The sequence below is a fragment of the Streptomyces syringium genome, assembly GCF_017876625.1.
In the GTDB taxonomy this organism is placed as follows: Bacteria; Actinomycetota; Actinomycetes; order Streptomycetales; family Streptomycetaceae; genus Streptomyces; species Streptomyces syringius.
Genome location: NZ_JAGIOH010000001.1, coordinates 908392 through 926454, shown reverse-complemented (window position 1 = coordinate 926454; position 18063 = coordinate 908392). Strand labels below are relative to the sequence as shown.

General features: G+C 73.7%; 12 protein-coding genes. 8 read left to right on the top strand and 4 right to left on the bottom strand.

The window, feature by feature from the left end; genetic code table 11:
- Positions 1–100: 100 nt before the first annotated feature.
- On the bottom strand, positions 101–1315 hold the full coding sequence (locus JO379_RS04170) for a serine hydrolase domain-containing protein (protein ID WP_209513946.1): 1215 nt from the start codon (positions 1313–1315) through the stop codon (positions 101–103).
- 271 nt (positions 1316–1586) lie between these two features.
- Here JO379_RS04170 and JO379_RS04165 point away from each other — a divergent pair, with 271 nt between their 5' ends.
- The 4 genes from JO379_RS04165 (at position 1587) to JO379_RS04150 (ending at position 4299) form a co-directional block, all read left to right on the top strand.
- Positions 1587–2597: a TIGR04222 domain-containing membrane protein gene (locus JO379_RS04165; RefSeq protein WP_130880786.1), complete on the top strand. Its 1011-nt coding sequence runs from the start codon at positions 1587–1589 to the stop codon at positions 2595–2597.
- 105 nt (positions 2598–2702) lie between these two features.
- On the top strand, positions 2703–3374 hold the full coding sequence (locus JO379_RS04160; RefSeq protein WP_209518510.1) for a lysophospholipid acyltransferase family protein: 672 nt from the start codon (positions 2703–2705) through the stop codon (positions 3372–3374).
- A 117-nt stretch (positions 3375–3491) separates the two neighbouring features.
- Positions 3492–3860 (top strand): hypothetical protein, encoded by a 369-nt coding sequence (locus JO379_RS04155; RefSeq protein WP_209513944.1) that lies wholly within the window; start codon positions 3492–3494, stop codon positions 3858–3860.
- 91 nt (positions 3861–3951) lie between these two features.
- The gene (locus JO379_RS04150; protein ID WP_130880788.1) at positions 3952–4299 is read left to right on the top strand and encodes a hypothetical protein; all 348 of its coding nucleotides are present in this window, start codon (positions 3952–3954) and stop codon (positions 4297–4299) included.
- Positions 4300–4389: 90 nt separating this feature from the next.
- Here JO379_RS04150 and JO379_RS04145 read toward each other — a convergent pair whose 3' ends face one another.
- A complete protein-coding gene (locus JO379_RS04145) occupies positions 4390–5202 on the bottom strand; it encodes an ABC transporter ATP-binding protein (RefSeq protein WP_130880789.1) in 813 nt (270 codons plus the stop codon).
- 179 nt (positions 5203–5381) lie between these two features.
- On the opposite strand from JO379_RS04145, the gene JO379_RS04140 reads away from it, so the two are divergent.
- Positions 5382–6383: an ABC transporter substrate-binding protein gene (locus tag JO379_RS04140; RefSeq protein WP_130880790.1), complete on the top strand. Its 1002-nt coding sequence runs from the start codon at positions 5382–5384 to the stop codon at positions 6381–6383.
- Positions 6384–6477: 94 nt separating this feature from the next.
- Here JO379_RS04140 and JO379_RS04135 read toward each other — a convergent pair whose 3' ends face one another.
- Complete coding sequence (locus JO379_RS04135; RefSeq protein WP_209513941.1) at positions 6478–7611, bottom strand: M20 family metallopeptidase; 1134 nt, start codon at positions 7609–7611, stop codon at positions 6478–6480.
- Between the two features lie 168 nt (positions 7612–7779).
- Between JO379_RS04135 and JO379_RS04130 the strand changes: the two genes are divergently transcribed.
- From JO379_RS04130 to JO379_RS04120, 3 genes are read left to right on the top strand one after another with little or no spacing between them, the layout of a single operon-like run.
- Positions 7780–15018: a non-ribosomal peptide synthetase gene (locus tag JO379_RS04130; RefSeq protein WP_209513939.1), complete on the top strand. Its 7239-nt coding sequence runs from the start codon at positions 7780–7782 to the stop codon at positions 15016–15018.
- A 4-nt stretch (positions 15019–15022) separates the two neighbouring features.
- A complete protein-coding gene (locus JO379_RS04125; protein ID WP_130880793.1) occupies positions 15023–15223 on the top strand; it encodes an MbtH family protein in 201 nt (66 codons plus the stop codon).
- A complete protein-coding gene (locus JO379_RS04120; protein ID WP_307841895.1) occupies positions 15220–16650 on the top strand; it encodes a DHA2 family efflux MFS transporter permease subunit in 1431 nt (476 codons plus the stop codon). The genes JO379_RS04125 and JO379_RS04120 overlap by 4 nt, the downstream gene beginning before the upstream one ends.
- Before the next feature lie 102 nt (positions 16651–16752).
- Here JO379_RS04120 and fes read toward each other — a convergent pair whose 3' ends face one another.
- Positions 16753–17976, bottom strand: coding sequence for an enterochelin esterase (fes, locus tag JO379_RS04115; RefSeq protein WP_209518506.1), 1224 nt, complete (start codon positions 17974–17976; stop codon positions 16753–16755).
- Positions 17977–18063: the final 87 nt, after the last annotated feature.

The following is an 18063-nucleotide window of genomic DNA, read 5'->3' as shown; positions in this document are numbered from 1 at the left end:
TGTGCGGATCCCCGTCCTGTCGGGGTGCGCGCCGACGCGGCGGGTCCCGCGGTACGGGCCCGCGGGAGCGGACCCGTACCGCGGGCGCGGGAGCGGATGGTCAGCGCAGTGCGGTCATGGCCGCGAGGCCCTGGGACTTCGCCGCCGTGTGCGGCTTCGTACCGCAGTACTCGGCCTCGAGCAGCCCGCCGAGGTCACCCGCCCAGTCGCCGTTCAGATTGAACGCGGCCGTATGGCGGCCGTCCGGCGTCGCCGCGGCCAGGGAGCCGGAGCCGTGGATGCCGCCGGTGTGGAACCAGACGTCCACGCCGCACGACAGGGTGGCCGGCATGACCCCGAGTCCGTACCGCCCGCCGGGGATCTCGTCGCCCATCGGGACGGTCGTCAGGAGCTGCCGCTGCTGGGCCCCCGGGAGCAGGCCGCCGCCCAGCAGCGCGCGGTAGAAGCGGTTGAGGTCACCGGGCGTGGAGATCATCTCCCCCGCCGCGCCGCCCCAGGACGGGTTGAGTTCGGTGACGTCGTGGACCGGGTCGGTCGGCTTCGGGCCGAAGGTGAGCTTGCCGTAGGCCCGGCCGTGCGGGCCGGGCATCCCCGATGACGTGCCGGGAAGGCTGGTGCCCCGCAGGCCGAGGGGCCGGATGAGGCGCCGCACGATCTCGTCGGCGTACGGGCGTCCGGCCGCCTTCTCCACGATCATCCCGGCCAGGACGTAGTTGGTGTTGGAGTAGTGCCAGCCCTTGCCCGGCTCGAAGTACGGGCGGTGGCTCATCGCGATGTCCGTGAGCTGCCGGGGCGTACGGGTGTCGAAGCGGTGGCGGAAGAAGGTCTTGGTGAGCTGGTCCCTGAGCTCCGGGTCCTCGGTGTGGTTGAAGATCCCGGACGAGTGGTTGAGGAGCTGACGGACCGTTATCCGTCGGCCGTCGTGGCCGTTGCCGCGGACGACGCCCGGCAGCCAGTGCTCGACCGTGTCGTCGAGGTCGAGCCTCCCCTCGGCCTCCTGCTGGAGGAGGACGACCGAGACGAACGCCTTGGTGAGACTGCCGATCCGGAAGCGGTCCTGCGGCAGGCGGGGCCGGTGGGTGCGCAGGTCCGCCACCCCGGCCGAGCCGTTCCAGGTGCCGCCCGCGTCCCGGGCCTGTCCCACCGCTCCCGGCACCCCGGCCCTCACCTGGGCGCGCAGGGATTCCCGGGTGGCGGCGTGCGGGCCGTCCCCCCGGCCGTCATCGGCCGCGGCGGGGGTCGCGAGGGCCGCCACGGTCATCGCGGCGGCCGTCAGGACTCCTGCCAGTGCGGTACGTGTTCTCCGTACGGTCATGTGCCGTGCCTCTCGCTCGCAACGGACGGGTACAGAGGTCCGGACTCCTGCGGCGCCTCAGGCGTTGAGCCGCACAGGGACGGACGATCCGGATCCGGCCAGCCGTTCGGTCCCGCTGAGAGGGGTGGCGGGCGGCGGTGGCGCGCCGTGCGTCGGCAGGGCTGCCGGTGGTGGGGCGGGAGGGGCGCGAGGGATGGCGCGAATGACGCGGACCACCGGTTAGCGTGTCCCCAATAGTTGATCTTGTCGTTGTTCGGGGGGTCGGTCGGACATGGATGTGCCGCTGTTCTTTCTGGCGTTCGGCTACCTCGTCGTCGTGCTCTGCGCGGCCCTCGGCGGGGCGGCGCGTCTGGAGGCTGCCCGACGGCGCCGGGAGAGCGGCGACCCGGCCGACCCCGCGCCGCTTGCCGCGGACGCGGCCGGGGGCGGGGCCGGCCGCGAGGTGCTGGAGGTCGCGTGGCTGAGCGGTGGTCCCCTGCGCGTGGTCGACACCGCGCTGGTCGCCATGGAACGCGACGGACTGCTGCGGATATCCACCCGGCTCTCCGCCGGCGGCCGGGTGCATCTGACCCGGGGGCGTGAGCCGCGGACGGCCGTCGAGGAGGCCATCGTGCGCACGCACGGGGAAGCGAGGGCGCGAGGGACGTCCGTACCCGAGGTGCGGCCCTTGCGCCGGCTGTGCGGGCGTACCCCCGAAGTCCTCGCCGTCGGACGTTCCCTCAGGGAGCGGGGGCTGGACTACGGCCTCGGCTGGCGGTGGCTGTTCCGCGCCTGCGACCGTGTGCTGAGGACTCTCACCTACCTCTGCTTCGGCTTCATGGCGGTCGTGACGGTGGTGGGATTCGTGCGCTTCACCCGCGACCCTGCCTGGGGACCCCACGTCCTGCTCTGTGACGCGCTGGCGGCGGTCGCCGCGCTGCTGTGCGGGCTGGTGCGGCACCACGTGCTGCCCGGGGCCGGTGACCGGACGACGGCGGGTGCCGGTCTCGCGCGGGGAGTCCGGCGCGGTGATACGGGAGGAAGCAGTGCGGCCGCCTCGTCGACGGGGCTGGTGCTGGGCGTGGCGCTCGACGGTGTGGGGTGCCTGCCGGACGCCCCGCTGCGGGAGCTGCTGACGGAGTGCGGTGCAGGGGCCGACGGCGATGCGTCGTGGAGCGACTTCTTCTCCGGCGGCTCGGACGCGGGCTCCGGCGGCGACGGCGGAGGCAGCGGCGGGGACAGCGGTGCGAGCAGCTGTGGCAGCAGTTGCGGGAGCAGTTGCGGAAGCAGCTCCAGCGACTGAACGGGTTCCTCCGCTCCCACCGCCCCGGCCCCTTGAGTATCCGTACTCAGGTGCCGGGCCTTCCGCCGGGGAAGCATGGCATCACGGATCGTCAAGGAGAAGCACGTGCTCAGCACCTTCGCGCATGCGGTCGTACCCGCCCTCGGTCGCTTCGACGTCACCACCGACGTGGCGACGGGGATCGCGCCGGGAAGCATCATCGCCCCCAACCACACGTCGCTGGTCGACCCGGGGCTGATCCTCGCGGCGGTCCGCCGGCTCGGAGCCGAGCCCGTCTTCCTGGCGGCCGCCGGTCTGTGGCGGATCCCCGTGCTGGGCCATGTGCTCGCCCGCGAGGGCCATGTGCCCGTCCGGCGGGGCACCGACGCGGCCGCGGGAGCGCTCGACGCCGCCGCCGAGGCCCTGGCCGGCGGGCGGGTCGTGATCCTCTATCCGGAGGGGCGGCTGCCGCGCCGCCCGGACTCCGGCGAGGCCGAGCCCGGGCCGTTCCGTACCGGGCTCGCCCGTCTGGCGCTGGCGACCTCGGCCCCCGTGGTCCCGGTGGGGCAGGCAGGGGCCCGCCGGGTCACCTCCGGTTCGCGCGCCAAGCAGGTCACCGGACTGCTGACGGCGCCCTTGCGCAGGCCCGCCCTGCACGTCCACGTCGGCGCGCCCGTGCAGCTCGCCGGTGACGTGGCCGCCGCCACGGCCCACGCCCGCGCGGCCGTGACCGGAGCCTGGCGGAAGGCGGTCGCACGGCTCGGCCCGCACGCGGCCGCCGTCTCTCGCGAGGGCTGAAGCGCAGGTCATCGCCGGGAGTCGGGGGCCGGACGGTGACAGACCGTACCCATCATCGAAATCTTCACTCGTTCGACTGAGTGCACCCAGGGTAATCGGCCAACTACTCTTGGTGTCATGAGTGTGCGGGGTCGCGCTGTCCTGAGGTCCGCGTTGCGGGCCCTGGTCGTCGCGCTGATCTCCGTACTGCTGACGCTCTCCGGATCGGCCGTGGAGGGCCTCGCCGCCAGCGTCGGCCGGGAGGAGACCTCCGGTTCCCTGTCGGCCGCGGCCTCCGAGGAGTACGCCGCCTGCGCCTCCGAGCAGCGCGGCTCGCGCTCCGGGCGGCGGTCGGGCCGACCGCCCGGGAGGCTCGGCGGCGCGTTGCCGCCCCCCGTGCCCCCGGGAGTGGACACCGGACGGTCGCCGAGCGAGCGGGCCGTGCTCCGCTCCGACGCCGTCGCGCTCGCCGCCGCCCGCGCGCGGCACACCGTCCTGCGCTGCTGAGCGGAACCGCGCCCGTCGCCTCCCTGCCGGAGGCCGTGGCGCCGCGCTCCACCTTTCCGCTCACCCCTAGTGCGACAGCAGGAGAGACGTCATGCCCCTCGACCCCGCGCGCGCCATGGACGCGTATCTGCGCGCCCAGGCCTACCGCACCCACCGCCCCGAACCCGAGCCCGCCCCCATCGTCGTCGAGGAGTACCGCGACACCCAGGACGCGCGGGAGGCCCGGGACGACGAGAAGGACGACCACGAGGACGGCGCGGCCCGCCGCGCCGACGGAGAGCCGGTCGAGCCGGCCGCGGAAGTGGCCACGCGGTCCGGGCCGGCGCCGAACGCTCCGCCCGCCGCCCCGCGCCGGCCGGGGGTGCTCGCCCGGCTGCTGTCCCTGCGTCAGGGGCCGGGCCACGTGGGCGACCACGGCAGGCCCGAGCCCTCCCCCTGAGCCGGTTCGCCGGGCCGGGCCGGGTGCTCCCGCGTCAGGGCGCGGCCGGGCCGGGCCCGGTGGGGCAGGCCGCCGGTCGGGCCGTGGGGCTCAGGCCGTGACGGAACCCCGCACGCCGGCTTCGGCCGGCGTGCGGGTGGCGGGCACCACCACGGGGGAGCCGTCCCCCGGTGCCTGGAGGATGTCGGCCTCGATGCCGTACAACTCGCGCACCAGGGCCGCGTCCACCACGTCGCGGGGCGGGCCCTGGGCGACGACGGTGCCGTCCTTCATGGCGATGACGGTGTCCGCGTAACGCGCGGCGCTCGCCAGGTCGTGCAGGACCATGACGACGGTCCGGCCCGCGGTGGCCACCTGCTTCACGAGGTCGAGCACCTCCACCGCATGGCCGATGTCGAGCGCGCTGGTCGGCTCGTCGAGGAGCACGATCGGAGTCTCCTGCGCCAGGACCATCGCCAGCCAGCAGCGCTGGCGCTGGCCGCCGGAGAGCTGGTCGAGGCGGCGGTCACCGAGAGCGGACACCCCCGTGGCGAGCAGGGCCTCGTGCACGGCCCGCTCGTCGTCGCGGGACCACTGGCGGAAGAGGCCCTGGTGCGGGTGGCGCCCGTAGCGCACGAGCCCGGCCACCGTCACCGCCTCGGGGGCCAGCGGGGACTGGGGGAGCAGGGCGATGCGGTGGGCCGCCTGGCGCTGCTTCAGCTCCCAGATGTCGGCGTCGCCCGCGTGGACACGGCCCGACTCGGGCTGGTGCAACCGGGCGACGCAGCGCAACAGGGTCGACTTGCCGCAGCCGTTGGGGCCGACGATCGCGGCGACCTGACCCGAAGGGATGGTCAGGTCGACGCCCGCCACGGCGCGGTGGCCGGGGTAGCCGGCGGTGAGCTGTTCGACGCGGAGCTCCACAGGTGGCAGGCCTTTCCAAGACGTTTGCCGCAAGGTGGACCCTCCCGGCGGAAGGGCCTTAAGGTAAGGCTAACCTAATGACTCATAGGTCCCACGTGGGGGTGATATCCCACGAGGAACGCTGTTCCCTTTTCTGTTTTCCGCCTGTTCCTTTCCCCTTTTGACGCCCGGAGCACTCGATGACCTCGACCCACCGCCCTCTTCTGCCCGCTTCGCGCCGCGCGGCTCAGGTTCTCGCCGCTGTGGGGGCGGCCGCGTTGCTGGTGACCGGCTGCGGCTCCGACAACGGCTCGGACGACAAGGGTTCGGAGTCGGCGTCGCAGGGCGCCGGGGGCGGTCAGACGCGTGAGATCAAGGACGCGACCGGCAAGCTCGTCAAGGTCCCGGCCCAGCCCAAGCGGATCGTGACGCTCACCCAGGAGGACCTCGACGCGGTGCTCGCGCTCGGCCTCAAGCCGGTCGGTATCACCAACGGGCAGGGCCTGAGCAAGCCGCCGGCCTACCTCGAGGACAAGGTCAAGGACATCAAGGTCGTCGGCAACCTGCTCCAGCCGGTGATGGACAAGGTCATCGCGGCCAAGCCCGACCTCATCCTGGCCGGTGACATGCAGGACGAGCAGGTGCTCAAGCAGCTCCGCGAGATCACCCCGGCCACGCTGGTCACCATGGCCCCCGCCGACGACTGGAAGCTGTCCTTCCGGGGTATCGGCAACGCGCTCAACAGCATGGACAAGGCCAACAAGGTCATCGCCGACTACGAGGCCAAGGCCAAGAAGGCCGGCGGCGAGCTGGGCGACAACAAGGGCGCCGAGGTCAGCATCGTCCGCTGGAACCCGGACGGCCCGAGCTGGATGGAGAAGAAGCAGTTCGCGAGCGGTGTCGCCCTGGACATGGGCCTCAAGCGCCCCAAGGCCCAGGACAAGGACGGCAACGCCCACACCCCGGCGCTGAGCCTGGAGAAGATCAACGAGATCGACGGCGACTGGCTCTTCCTGTCGACCCTCACCTCCGACGGTGAGAAGGCGCTGAAGGACGTGCAGAGCAAGCCCGCGTACAAGGACCTGAACGCGGTGAAGAAGGACCACGCCGTGACGGTGAACGGCTCGGTCTGGTCCACCCGTGGTGGCCCGCTGGCCAGCCAGGTCGTCATCGACGACATCGTCAAGGCGCTGAAGAAGTAACCGGGGCTCCGCCCCGGACCCCGGTCCTCGAGCGCCGGACAGGCTTGGCAGCCTGTCCGGCGCTCGAGGACCGTGCCGTTCCAGGAGCCCGCCGCTACGCCCGGCGCGCCGTCGCGAAGTCCGCCGCGGTCCAGGCCATGCCGATCGCCCCGTCGAGCAGCGCCCGTTCGCCCATCGGTGACACCGCCGCCGCCACGAACTCCGCCTCGTGCGGCCCGCAGGAGCCGCCGGTGATGTCGAGCACCGGATGGATCGAGGGGACGACGTGCGAGACGTTGCCCATGTCCGTGCAGGCGAACGCGTCCCGCTGCTGCGGCTCGGGGCGGCCCAGCGCACGGGCGTTGTCGCGCCACAGCGCGATCAGCTCCGCGTCGGTGCGGAAGTCCAGGTAGTCGGGCTCGGGTCGGGTCAGCTCCACCTCGCACCCGGTGGCGAGCGCACCGGCCCGGAAGCACGCCTCGACCCGCTCGCGCAGCTCCCGCAGGTCCTCGGCGGCCGAGGCGCGGATCTCGTACTCGGCGGTCGCCCGGTCGGGAATCGCGTTCGGCGCGGTGCCCGCGGCCGTCGTCACGCCGTGCACCTTCCAGTGCGGCGGCAGTTGCTGGCGCAGCAGCCCGAGGGCGACCTGGGCGACGGTGAGGGCGTCGGCGGCGTTGCGGCCCTCGTGCGGGTTGAGGCTGGGGTGCGCGGCCTTCCCGGTGTACGCGACGGAGAGGGTGCCGAGCGCGAACGAGCGGAACTCGGCCACGTCGAACGGGCAGGGGTGCACCATCATCGCGGCGTCCACCCCGTCGAACGCGCCGGCTTCCAGCAGCAGTGCCTTGCCCGCCCCGCGCTCCTCGGCGGGGGTGCCCAGGACCCGTACGGTCAGCCCGAGTTCGTCGGCGAACGGGGCGAGGCCGAGGGCGGCGCCGAGTCCCGCCGCGGCGATCAGATTGTGACCGCAGGCGTGCCCGAGGCCCGGCAGGGCGTCGTACTCGCAGGCGACGGCCACGGTGACGGGGCCGGAGCCGAAGGTCGCGGAGAAGGCGGTGTCGAGGCCGTACGCCGGGGCCGTGACGTCGAAGCCGTGCTCCCGCAGGAGTTCGGCGCACCAGGCGGCGGCTCGGTGCTCGGTGAAGGCCGTCTCGGGGTGCGCGTGGATGCGGCGGCTGAGCGCCAGCAGGCTCTCGCGGTGCGCGAGGACACGCTCCTGTACGGCGGTCTTGAGGCCTTGGCCCGCGGTCATGTCCAGCTCCTGTCCGGCCGGCTGACGCGCCGGCTGTTCGTCCCTTCCGCGTGAGCGGGGGGTCACACTCACAAGGGATCAAAAAATAGCTTAGGCTTACCTAAGCTGACACGCCGGGGTATACGCGGCGTGCCCGGAACGAAGCCAGATATCGGGAGTCCCCACGTCATGCGTCACCCTCAGGTCGAGACTGCTCCTGCCGAACTGCCGCTGCTCGCCGCGCAGTCCGGAATCCTGTACGCCCAGGTACTCGACCCCGGCAACCCGGTCTACAACACGGGTGACTGTGTGGAGATCGACGGAAACCTGGACGAGGAGCTGTTCGAGCGCGCCCTGCGGCAGACGGTCGACGAGGCGCAGACGCTGTCCCTGATCGTGGTCTCCGAGCAGGACGGCAGCGGTACGGCCGGCGCGTCGGCCGGGGACACCGCGCCCACCCAGCGCGTCGGGACCGGCCGCGAATGGCCCCTGCACCGGCTCGACCTGCGCGCCGCCGACGCCCCCTTGGAGGAAGCCGACGCCTGGATGCGCGCGGACCTCGCCCGACCCGTCGACCTGACCGAGGGGCCGTTGGTCACCCAGGCCCTCATCCGCGTCGCCGACGACCGCTACCACTGGTACCAGCGCGTCCACCACTTCGCGGTCGACGCCTACGCCCTGACTCTCATCGGCCGCCGCGTCGCCGAGCTGTACACCGCGCTCGCCACGGGCGAGGAGCCCTCCGGGAACCCCTTCGGCACGATCCGGGAACTCGTCGAGGACGAGGCCGAGTACACGGCGAGCGAACGCCACACCGCCGACCGGGACTTCTGGCGTACGCGGTTCGCCGACCGGCCCGAGCCCGTCTCCCTCGCCGGTGACCCGGCGGCCTCCGCCGCCCCCTCCGGTCCGTCCGGTGCCGTGCTGCGGCACGCCGCCGAACTCCCGGCCGGCACCATGGCCCGTCTGGAGGAGGCCGCCCGCGCGGTCAAGGCCACCTGGGCCGAGCTCCTCATCGCCGCCGCCGCCGGATATCTGCACCGGACGACGGGCACTCAGGACGTCGTGCTCGGCCTGCCCCTGATGAACCGCCGCAGCTCCGTCGCCCTGCGCACCCCCGCCATGGCCGTCAACGTCATGCCGCTGCGCATCGCCGTCAGCCCGTACGACACCGGTGCCGAACTGCTGCGCCGCGTCGTCCTGGAGGTGCGGGCCGTCCGCCGCCACCAGCGCTACCGGCAGGAGGACCTGCGCCGCGACCTCGGGCTGAGCGGGGCGGAGCAGACGCTGTTCGGGCCGATGGTCAACATCAAGGCGTTCGAGGGCGACCTGGAGTTCGGCACGCTGCCCGGCAGGGTGCGCAACCTCGCGGCCGGTCCCGTCGACGACCTGGCCCTCGCCATCACCCCGGCACCGGACGGCTCCGTGGGCTTCGGCCTCGACGGCAACGCCGCGCGCTACGACGGCCCGTCGCTCGCCGGACACGAGCGCGGCCTGCGCCGCTACCTCGACGCGCTGACCGCGCTGCTCCTCGACGACCCCCAGCGCCCCGTCGGCGGCATCGACCTCCTGGACGAGGCGGAGATCCACCGCGCCACGGCGGGCCGCACCGAGGAGCGCGTCCGCCGGACCCTGCCCGAGCTGTTCGCCGAGCAGGCGGCCCGCACCCCGGACGCCGTCGCCGTCCGCAGCGGCGGGGCCGCCCTCACCTTCGCCGAACTGGACTCCGCCGCCAACCGGCTCGCCCGTGAACTGGCTGACGCGGGCGTGATGCCCGGGGTCCCCGTCGCGCTGGCCCTGCCCCGCGGCGTCGACACCGTCGTCGCGATGTTCGCCGTGCTCAAGGCGGGCGGCGTCTGCCAGCCGCTCGACCTCGGTCACCCCGAGCAGCGCATGACCGCGGTCCTGGAGGACACCCGGCCCCGGTGCGTCATCGGCACCGCCGACGCCGTGGCCGGTCTGCCCCCGCACGGCCTGCCCGCCCTGCTCCTCGACGACCCGGCCACCCGGGCCCGGATCGACGCGCGGCCGGACACGGCCCTCGCCGCGCCGGCCCTCGGCCAGGACGCGTACATCATCCACACCTCCGGCTCCACCGGCCGTCCCAAGGGTGTCGTCGTCACCCACGCCTCCCTCGCCAATCTGCACGCCGGACACGGCACCGACCACATCGCCCCCGCCGTGGCGCGCGCGGGCCGGGACCGGCTGCGGATCGGGCACAGCGCGTCGTTCGCCTTCGACGCCTCCTGGGACCCGGTCATCTGGATGGTCCACGGCCACGAGCTGCACCTCCTGGACGACGCCGCCTACCGCGACCCGGCCGCGCTCACCGCGTACATGGCCGAGCACCGGCTCGACTACCTCGACGTCACCCCCTCCTACGCCGAAGCGCTCCTCGCGGAAGGCCTCCTGGACGAGGGCCGGCACCACCCCGCCATGGTCGTCGTCGGCGGCGAGACCGTGCCCGAGCCCCTGTGGCACCGGCTGGCCGCCACCGAGGGCCTCACCCCCCTCAACCTCTACGGCCCCACCGAGACCACCGTCGACGCCTACTACTGGGTGCCGGGCGAGGACGGCTCCGCCCACGGCAGCCCCGTGCGCGGCTCCCGCGCGTACGTCCTCGACAACTCCCTGCGGCCCACCGCCCCCGGCGTCACCGGAGAGCTCTACATCGCCGGCGCCTGCCTGGCCCGCGGCTACCTCGGCCGCCCCGACCTCACCGCCGAGCGCTTCACCGCCGACCCCTTCGGCGCCCTGCACGGCGAGCCCGGGGCCCGGATGTACCGCACCGGCGACCTGGTCCGGCGCCGCCCCGACGGCACCCTGGAGTTCCTCGGCCGCGCCGACGACCAGGTGAAGATCCGCGGCTTCCGCATCGAACTCGGTGAGATCCAGGCCGCGCTGGCCGGGCATCCGGCCGTCGCGCAGGCCGCCGTGATCGCCCGCGACACCGCCACCGGCAAGCGACTCCTCGGCTACGTCGTCCCCGCCGAAGGCGCCGGCGCCGACCCCGAGGCGCTGCGCGCCCACCTCGCCGAGCGGCTGCCCGAGCACATGGTGCCCAGCGCGATCCTCGCCCTGGACGCACTGCCCCGCACCGCCAACGACAAGCTCGACGTCCGGGCCCTGCCCGACCCCGATCCGGCCGCCGTGGGCGGCGCCACCGGCCACAGCGGCCCCCGCACCGCCCACGAAGAGATCCTGTGCGGCCTCTTCGCCGCCACCCTCGGCCTGGACGCCACCCCCGCCCCGCAGGCCGGCCTCTTCGACCTCGGCGGCCACTCGCTCACCGCCGGCCGCATCGCCGCCCGCATCCGCGAGACCTTCGGCGCGACCGTCACCCTCGCCGACGTCTTCCGCAACCCCACCCCGGCCGGGCTCGCCGCCCTCCTGCGCGAGGCCCCCGCGGCCGAGGGCGAGGAGCGCCCCGCGCTCACGCCCGTGCCCCGCACGGACCGGATGCCGCTCTCCCCGGCGCAGAAGCGGCTGTGGTTCATGTACCGCCTCGAAGGGCTCAGCCCCACCTACAACATCCCGCTCGTGCTGACCCTGACCGGACCGCTCGACCAGGACGCGCTGCAGCTCGCCCTGAACGACCTGACGCACGCCCACGAGACGCTCAGAACGGTGTATCCGGTCACGGACAACGAGCCCTACCAGCGGATCCTCACCGCCGACGAGGCGAGCCCGCGCCTGCACACCGCGCCCGCGGGGGCCGACCTGACCGAGGCCGTCCGCCACTGCTTCGACCTGGCCACCGAACCGCCGCTCAAGGCGACGCTGTTCAGCGACGGCGGCGACCGCCACACCCTGCTCCTCCTCCTGCACCACATCGCCGGCGACGGCGCCTCCACCACCCCGCTGGCCCGCGACCTCGCCACCGCCTACACCGCCCGCGCCGCCGGCCGCACCCCCGAACTGCCGCACCGGCCCGTGCAGTACGCCGACCACACCGCCTGGCAGCAGCGCCTCCTGGGCACCGCCGACGAGCCGACCCCGCTCGCCGCCCGCCAGCTCGGCCACTGGAAGCAGGCCCTCGCCGGCCTGCCCGACCAGCTCGAACTGCCCACCGACCGGCCCCGCCCCGCTGTCGCGTCCTATGCGGGCGACACCGTCCCCTTCCACCTCGACGCGAGCACGCACGCCGCCCTCGAACAGCTCACCCGCACCACCGGCACCAGTGTCTTCATGGCCGTGCAGGCCGCCCTCGCCACCCTCCTCACCCGCTACGGCTGCGGCACCGACATCCCGCTCGGCACCCCCGTCGCCGGGCGCGACGACGACACCACCGCCGACCTCGTCGGTTTCTTCGTCAACACCCTGGTCCTGCGCACCGACACCTCGGGCGCCCCCACCTTCCGCACCCTCCTCGACCGCGTCCGCGCCACGACGATCGCCGCGTACGAACACGCCGACGTGCCCTTCGACCGGCTCGTCGAGGAGCTCAACCCGCCGCGCTCGCTGGCCCGGCACCCGCTCTTCCAGGTGATGCTCGCCTGGCAGTCGCTGCCCGACGCCGAGTTCGCCATGGGCCCGGGCCTGAACGCCCGTATGGACGCCGTCCCCTCCGGCACCGCCAAGTTCGACCTCACGCTGAACGCGGGCGAGCAGCCCGGCGGCGGCATATCCGGCTTCCTCGAGTACCGCACCGACCTCTTCGACGCCGGCACGGCGAAACGTCTCTCCACCCACCTCGCCGGCCTGCTCACCGCGGCCGTCACCGACCCGGACACCCCCATCGGCCGACTGCCCCTGCTCGACGCCGAGGAGCTGCACCGCTCCGTGGTCACATGGAACGCCGGCACCACCACGCCCACACCGTCCAAGCAGACGCTCGTCGAGCTGTACGAGGACGCCGCCCGCCGGCACCCCGGCCGCACGGCCGTCACCTGCGAGGGCACCTCCCTCACCTACGCCCAGCTGTCCGCCCGCGCCAACCGCCTGGCCCGGCTGCTGGCCGCGCGCGGCATCGGGCCGGGGTCGATCGTGGCGCTGGCGCTGCCCCGCTCGCCGGAGCTGGTCGTGGGCCTGCTGGCGGTGGCGAAGGCGGGCGCGGCGTATCTGCCGATGGACCCGGACTACCCGGCCGACCGCCTGGCCTACATGCTCCAGGACGCCGCCCCCGCCGCCGTCGTCACCGACACCGCGACCGCCGCGCGCATCCCGGCGCACGACCTTCCGGTCGTCCTCGTCGACGGCACCGAGGCCGACGCGTACGCGCCCACGGACCTGACCGACGACGACCGCACCCGTGCCCAGCGGCCCGGCGACGTCGCCTACGTCATCTACACCTCCGGCTCCACCGGCCGTCCCAAGGGCGTCCCCGTCACCCACCACAACGTGGCCCGCCTCTTCTCCGCCACCGACCACTGGTTCGGCTTCGACGAGAAGGACGTGTGGACCCTCTTCCACTCCTACGCCTTCGACTTCTCCGTCTGGGAGCTGTGGGGCGCACTGCTGCACGGCGGCCGGCTCGTCGTCGTGCCGCACCTGGTCAGCCGCGACCCGGCGGCCTTCCTGGGGCTGCTCGCCGACGAGGGCGTGACCGTCCTCAACCAGACGCCGTCGGCCTTCTACCAGCTCAGCGCCGCCGACCGGGAGAACCCCGGCAAGGATCTCGCCCTGCGCTACGTCGTCTTCGGCGGCGAGGCCCTCGAACTGGGCCGCCTCGACGACTGGTACGACCGGCACGCCGACGACGCGCCCACGCTCGTCAACATGTACGGCATCACCGAGACCACCGTCCACGTCTCCTACATCGCGCTCGACCGGGCGAGCGCCGCCGCCGGATCCTCCAGCACCATCGGCGTCAACATCCCCGACCTGCGCGTCTACGTCCTCGACGCCTACCTCCAGCCCGTGCCGCCCGGCGTCACCGGCGAGATGTACGTCGCGGGCGAGGGCCTGGCCCGCGGCTACCTGGGCCGGCACGCCCTGACGGCGGAACGATTCGTCGCCGACCCCTTCGCCCACCTCTTCGACGAGCGCGGCAGCCGGATGTACCGCTCCGGCGACCTCGCCCGGCGCCGCCCCGACGGCACCCTGGAGTACTTCGGCCGCGCCGACCACCAGGTGAAGATCCGCGGCTTCCGCATCGAACTCGGCGAGATCGAGGCGGTACTGGCCGAGCACGACGACGTCGCCGACGCCGCCGTGATCGTCCGCGAGGACACCCCCGGCGACAAGCGTCTCGTCGGCTACGCCGTGCCCGCCCGCGAGACCACCGCGGCCCTGCTGCGCGAGCACACCGCGACCGAACTGCCCGTCCACATGGTGCCCTCGGCCGTCGTCCTCCTGGACCGGCTGCCGCTGACCGCCAACGGCAAGCTCGACCGCAAGGCCCTGCCCGCCCCCGACCTCGCCGCCGCCGTCACCGAGGGCCGCGCCCCGCGCGGGCCCCGCGAGGAGCAGCTCTGCGCGATCTTCGCAGACGTCCTGGGCCTGCCCCGGGTCGGCGTGGACGACAACTTCTTCGACCTCGGGGGTCACTCCCTCCTCGCCGTCCGCCTCGCCGGCCGGATCAAGGACGCGCTCGGCGCCGAGGTCGGCATCGGCACGATCTTCCAGGCCCCCACCGTCGCCGCCCTCGACACCGCGCTGGACGCGGCCGAAGGCACCGACGCCCTCGACGTGCTGCTGCCGCTGCGCCCGGCGAAGGACGGGGACAAGGTGCCGCTGTACTGCGTGCACCCGGCCGGCGGCCTCAGCTGGTGCTACGCCGGTCTGATCCGCCATCTCCCCGCCGACGTCCCGATCTACGGCATGCAGGCCCAGGGCGTCGGCCCGGCCACCGCCGCCGACCCGCTGCCGCGGACGATGGAGGAGCTCACCGCCCACTACGTCGACCGGATCCGCGAGGTGCAGCCGCAGGGCCCGTACCGGCTCATGGGCTGGTCCACCGGCGGCATCATCGCGCAGGGCATGGCCACCCGGCTCCAGGACCTCGGCCACGAGGTCGAGCTGCTCGCGATCCTCGACGCCTACCCGGCCGAGGGCTTCCGCACGCTGCCCGTGCCCGACCAGGCCGAGGCCCTCGAAGCCCTGCTCGCCATGGGCGGCTACGGACCCGACAGCCTGGAGGGCAAGCCCTTCGAACTCGCCCACGTCACCGAGGTGCTGCGCCGCGAGGGCTCCCCGCTGGCCAGCCTCGACGACACCACCATCGAGGCCCTCAACACCACCTACCTCAACACCAACCACCTGGTCCGCGGCTTCGACCACCGGGTCTTCGACGGCGACGTGCTCTTCTTCCGCGCCACCGTCGACACCATCGACGACGAACTCACCCCCGACACCTGGACCCCCTATGTGACCGGGCGCATCGACAACACCGACGTCGCCTGCTCGCACAAGGACATGACCCTGCCCGAACCGATCGCGCACATCGCGAGCGTCATCGCCGACCGACTGCAGAACCTGGAGAACTGACCCCATGAGCGACGCACCCGCCAACCCCTTCGACGGCGACGGAGACTTCTTCGTCCTCGTCAACGCCGAGGGGCAGCACAGCCTCTGGCCGGGCTTCGCCGCCGTGCCGGAGGGCTGGACCACCGCCCACGGGCCGTGCGTCCGGCAGGACGCCCTCGACTGGATCACCGAGCACTGGACCGACCTGGCCCCGGCGGCCCGGTGAGCCGGCTCTCCCCGCGCCTCGCCGTCGTGATCGTGTACACGGCGGCGATGTGCATGAACGGTCTCGACTCCACCATCGTCAACCCGGCGCTGCTGACCATCGCCCGGGACTTCGGCGAGCCCGTGTCGGCGGCCAACACCGTGGAGATCGCCTTCCTGGTGGCCCTCGCCGTGGCCCTGCCCGTCGCGGGCTGGCTCGGCGACCGCTACGGCACCAAGCGCGTCTTCCTCGGCTCGCTCGCCGTCTTCACCGCGGCCTCCGCGGCCTGCGGGCTCGCCCAGGACCTGCCCACCCTGGTCCTCGCCCGCGTCGTCCAGGGGTTGGCGGGCGGGCTGCTCACCCCGGTCGGCATGACGCTGCTCTTCCGCGCCTTCCCGCCGCACGAGCGGATGAAGCTGTCGAAGGTACTGATCGTGCCGACGGCCCTGATGCCCGCCCTCGGGCCCCCGCTCGGCGGCTTCCTCACCGAGCACCTCTCCTGGCACTGGCTGTTCTTCGTGAACGTGCCGATCGGCGCCGCCGCCGTACTGCTCGGCGTCCTCGGCGTGCGCGAGCACGTGGAGGGCACCGAGGGCGGCTTCGACCGCCGGGGCTTCCTGCTGGCCACCCCCGCGCTCGGGCTGCTCACCTACGCGCTGGGCTTCGGCCCCTCGCACGGCTGGACCTCACCGGCCATCGCGGTGAGCGCGCTGCTCGGCCTCGCCCTCCTCGTCGCGGCGTGCGCGCACCTGCTCAGGGCCGCGACGCCGCTGCTGGACCTGAAGCTCCTCGGCGACAAGGTCTTCGGGTCCGCCACCGTCCTCGCCCTGGTCACCTCGGCCGGTCTGATGGGCGTCCTCTTCGCCTTCCCGCTGCTCTACCAGGCGGCCCTCGGGGCCTCCGCCCTGGACGCGGGACTCAGCGTCTTCCCCGAGGCGCTGGGCCTGATGCTGGCCTCCCAGGCCGTCGACCGACTGCTGCCGAAGCTCGGCCCCCGGCTGCTCGCCGCCCCCGCGCTGGTCCTCGCCACGGCGGTCTTCGCGGCACTGGCGGTGCCGGGCGTGGCGGAGAACGCCTGGGCGGTGCGGGTGCTGATGTTCTGTGTCGGCCTGGTGCTGGGCACGGCCGTACTCACCGTCCAGATCGCCGGGTTCGCGGACATCGCGCCCCCGGCCATGGGACAGGCGATGGGGCTGTTCACCATCGTGCGCACCCTCGGCGGGGCGCTGGGCATCGCGGCCACCGCCGCGGTGATCGGCGCGGCCGGCGGCTCGGGCACGCACGACGCCGCCCCGGGCCCGTACCGGGCGGCGATCCTCACGACCGCGGGACTGGTCGCCCTCGGCACGCTGTTCGCGCTGCGCCTGCCCAAGGACGCCCCCGCGCCGCCGCCCTTCGACGACGAGCCGACGGCGCGGCCGGAGGAAGGCGCGCAGGCGGCGGCCTGACGGGCTCGGTACACGCCTCGGCCCGGGACCGACAGTCGTCGGTCCCGGGCCGTTTCATGTGTCCGAGGGGCTCGCGGCCCGGCCAGAGCCGGTCAGAGCCGGTCAGTCCCGGTCGGCCAGCAGCCCGGCGAGTCCGGCGGCGAGGCCGCCGCGCCAGCAGGCGTAGTCGTGGCCGCCGTTGAACTCCTCGTACGACACCTCGTAGCCGCGTGCCTGGAGCACGTCACGCAGGTGGCGGTTCTGGGGGAGGAGCATCCATTCCTGGAGGCCCACCTCCAGACGGAACCGGACCGCGGTGCGCTCGGTCACCGCGAACTGCCGGGTCAGCCACTCGCTGCCGCTGTCGAACTCGGTCCCGTCCGGCCACCAGAAGGAACCCGACTGGGACAGCACGTTCCCGAACCGCTCCGGCCTGCGGAACGCGGCGAACGCGGCCGTCAGCCCGCCCGCGCTCTGCCCCGCCACGACCGTACGCGCCGGGTCCGCCGTCGCCCCGTACTCCCGCGTGGCCCACGGCAGCAGCACCTCGGCGAGCCAGTCCACGAACTCCTCGCTGCAGCTGAGATCGGCCATGCGCCGGTCCCGCCCCATGGTGTCCACCAGCAGGGTGACCGTCGGCGGGATCCGGCCCTCCGCGAGGAGGCTGTCCAGGGCGTCGCCGAAGTCCAGCACCGGCCCCCACATCTCACCGTCCAGCAGCACCGCCACGGCGTACGGTCCGCCGTCGGTACGGTGACCGGCCGGCAGGTGCACGCTCACCCTTCGGCCGTCCACCTCGGCCTCCACGCGCTCGCCGCGCGCCACCCCGTCCCGGGGGTGGGCCCAGGGCTGGGCGGGGGCGTCGGGCAGCTCCATGACGGACGACGGGTGGCGCCCGTCGCGGGCCGGCAGCGGCGGCGCGGTGTTCAACGGGTCGGGCACGGCCGTGTCCAGGACCCGCAGCCACGACCGGCGGTCCGTGCGCAGGGCCTCCTCGCGGGGGCCGCGCGCCACGGAGAACTGGTACGAGGCCCGGTGGTCGGCGCGCAGCCGGTGGCTGATCGCCCACACGTCCGTGCCGGGCACCTTCTCCATCAGATGCGGGGTGAGGTCGTGCGCGTGCCGGTCCTTGTCGGTGACGGTGTGCAGCAGCGCAAGGACGTCGGACGCCGGCTCCCGCGGGTCGTCCCGCCAGAGGAAGGTGACGAGCCGGTACGCGGGGTCGGTGGCGTCGGCCTCGACGAGCGGTGTGCCGGTGGCCGCCGCCCGGGCCCAGAACGTCTCGACGGCGTCGGGCTTGCCGGCCTCTACGGCCGCGGCCAGTTCGCTGAGTACCGGGCTCTTCATTTCCATGAGCTTCCTTTGCGATGGCAGGTGGGGGCTGCGCCCCATACCGCGGACCGCGCTGCGCGCGGTGGCCTCAAACGCCGGCCG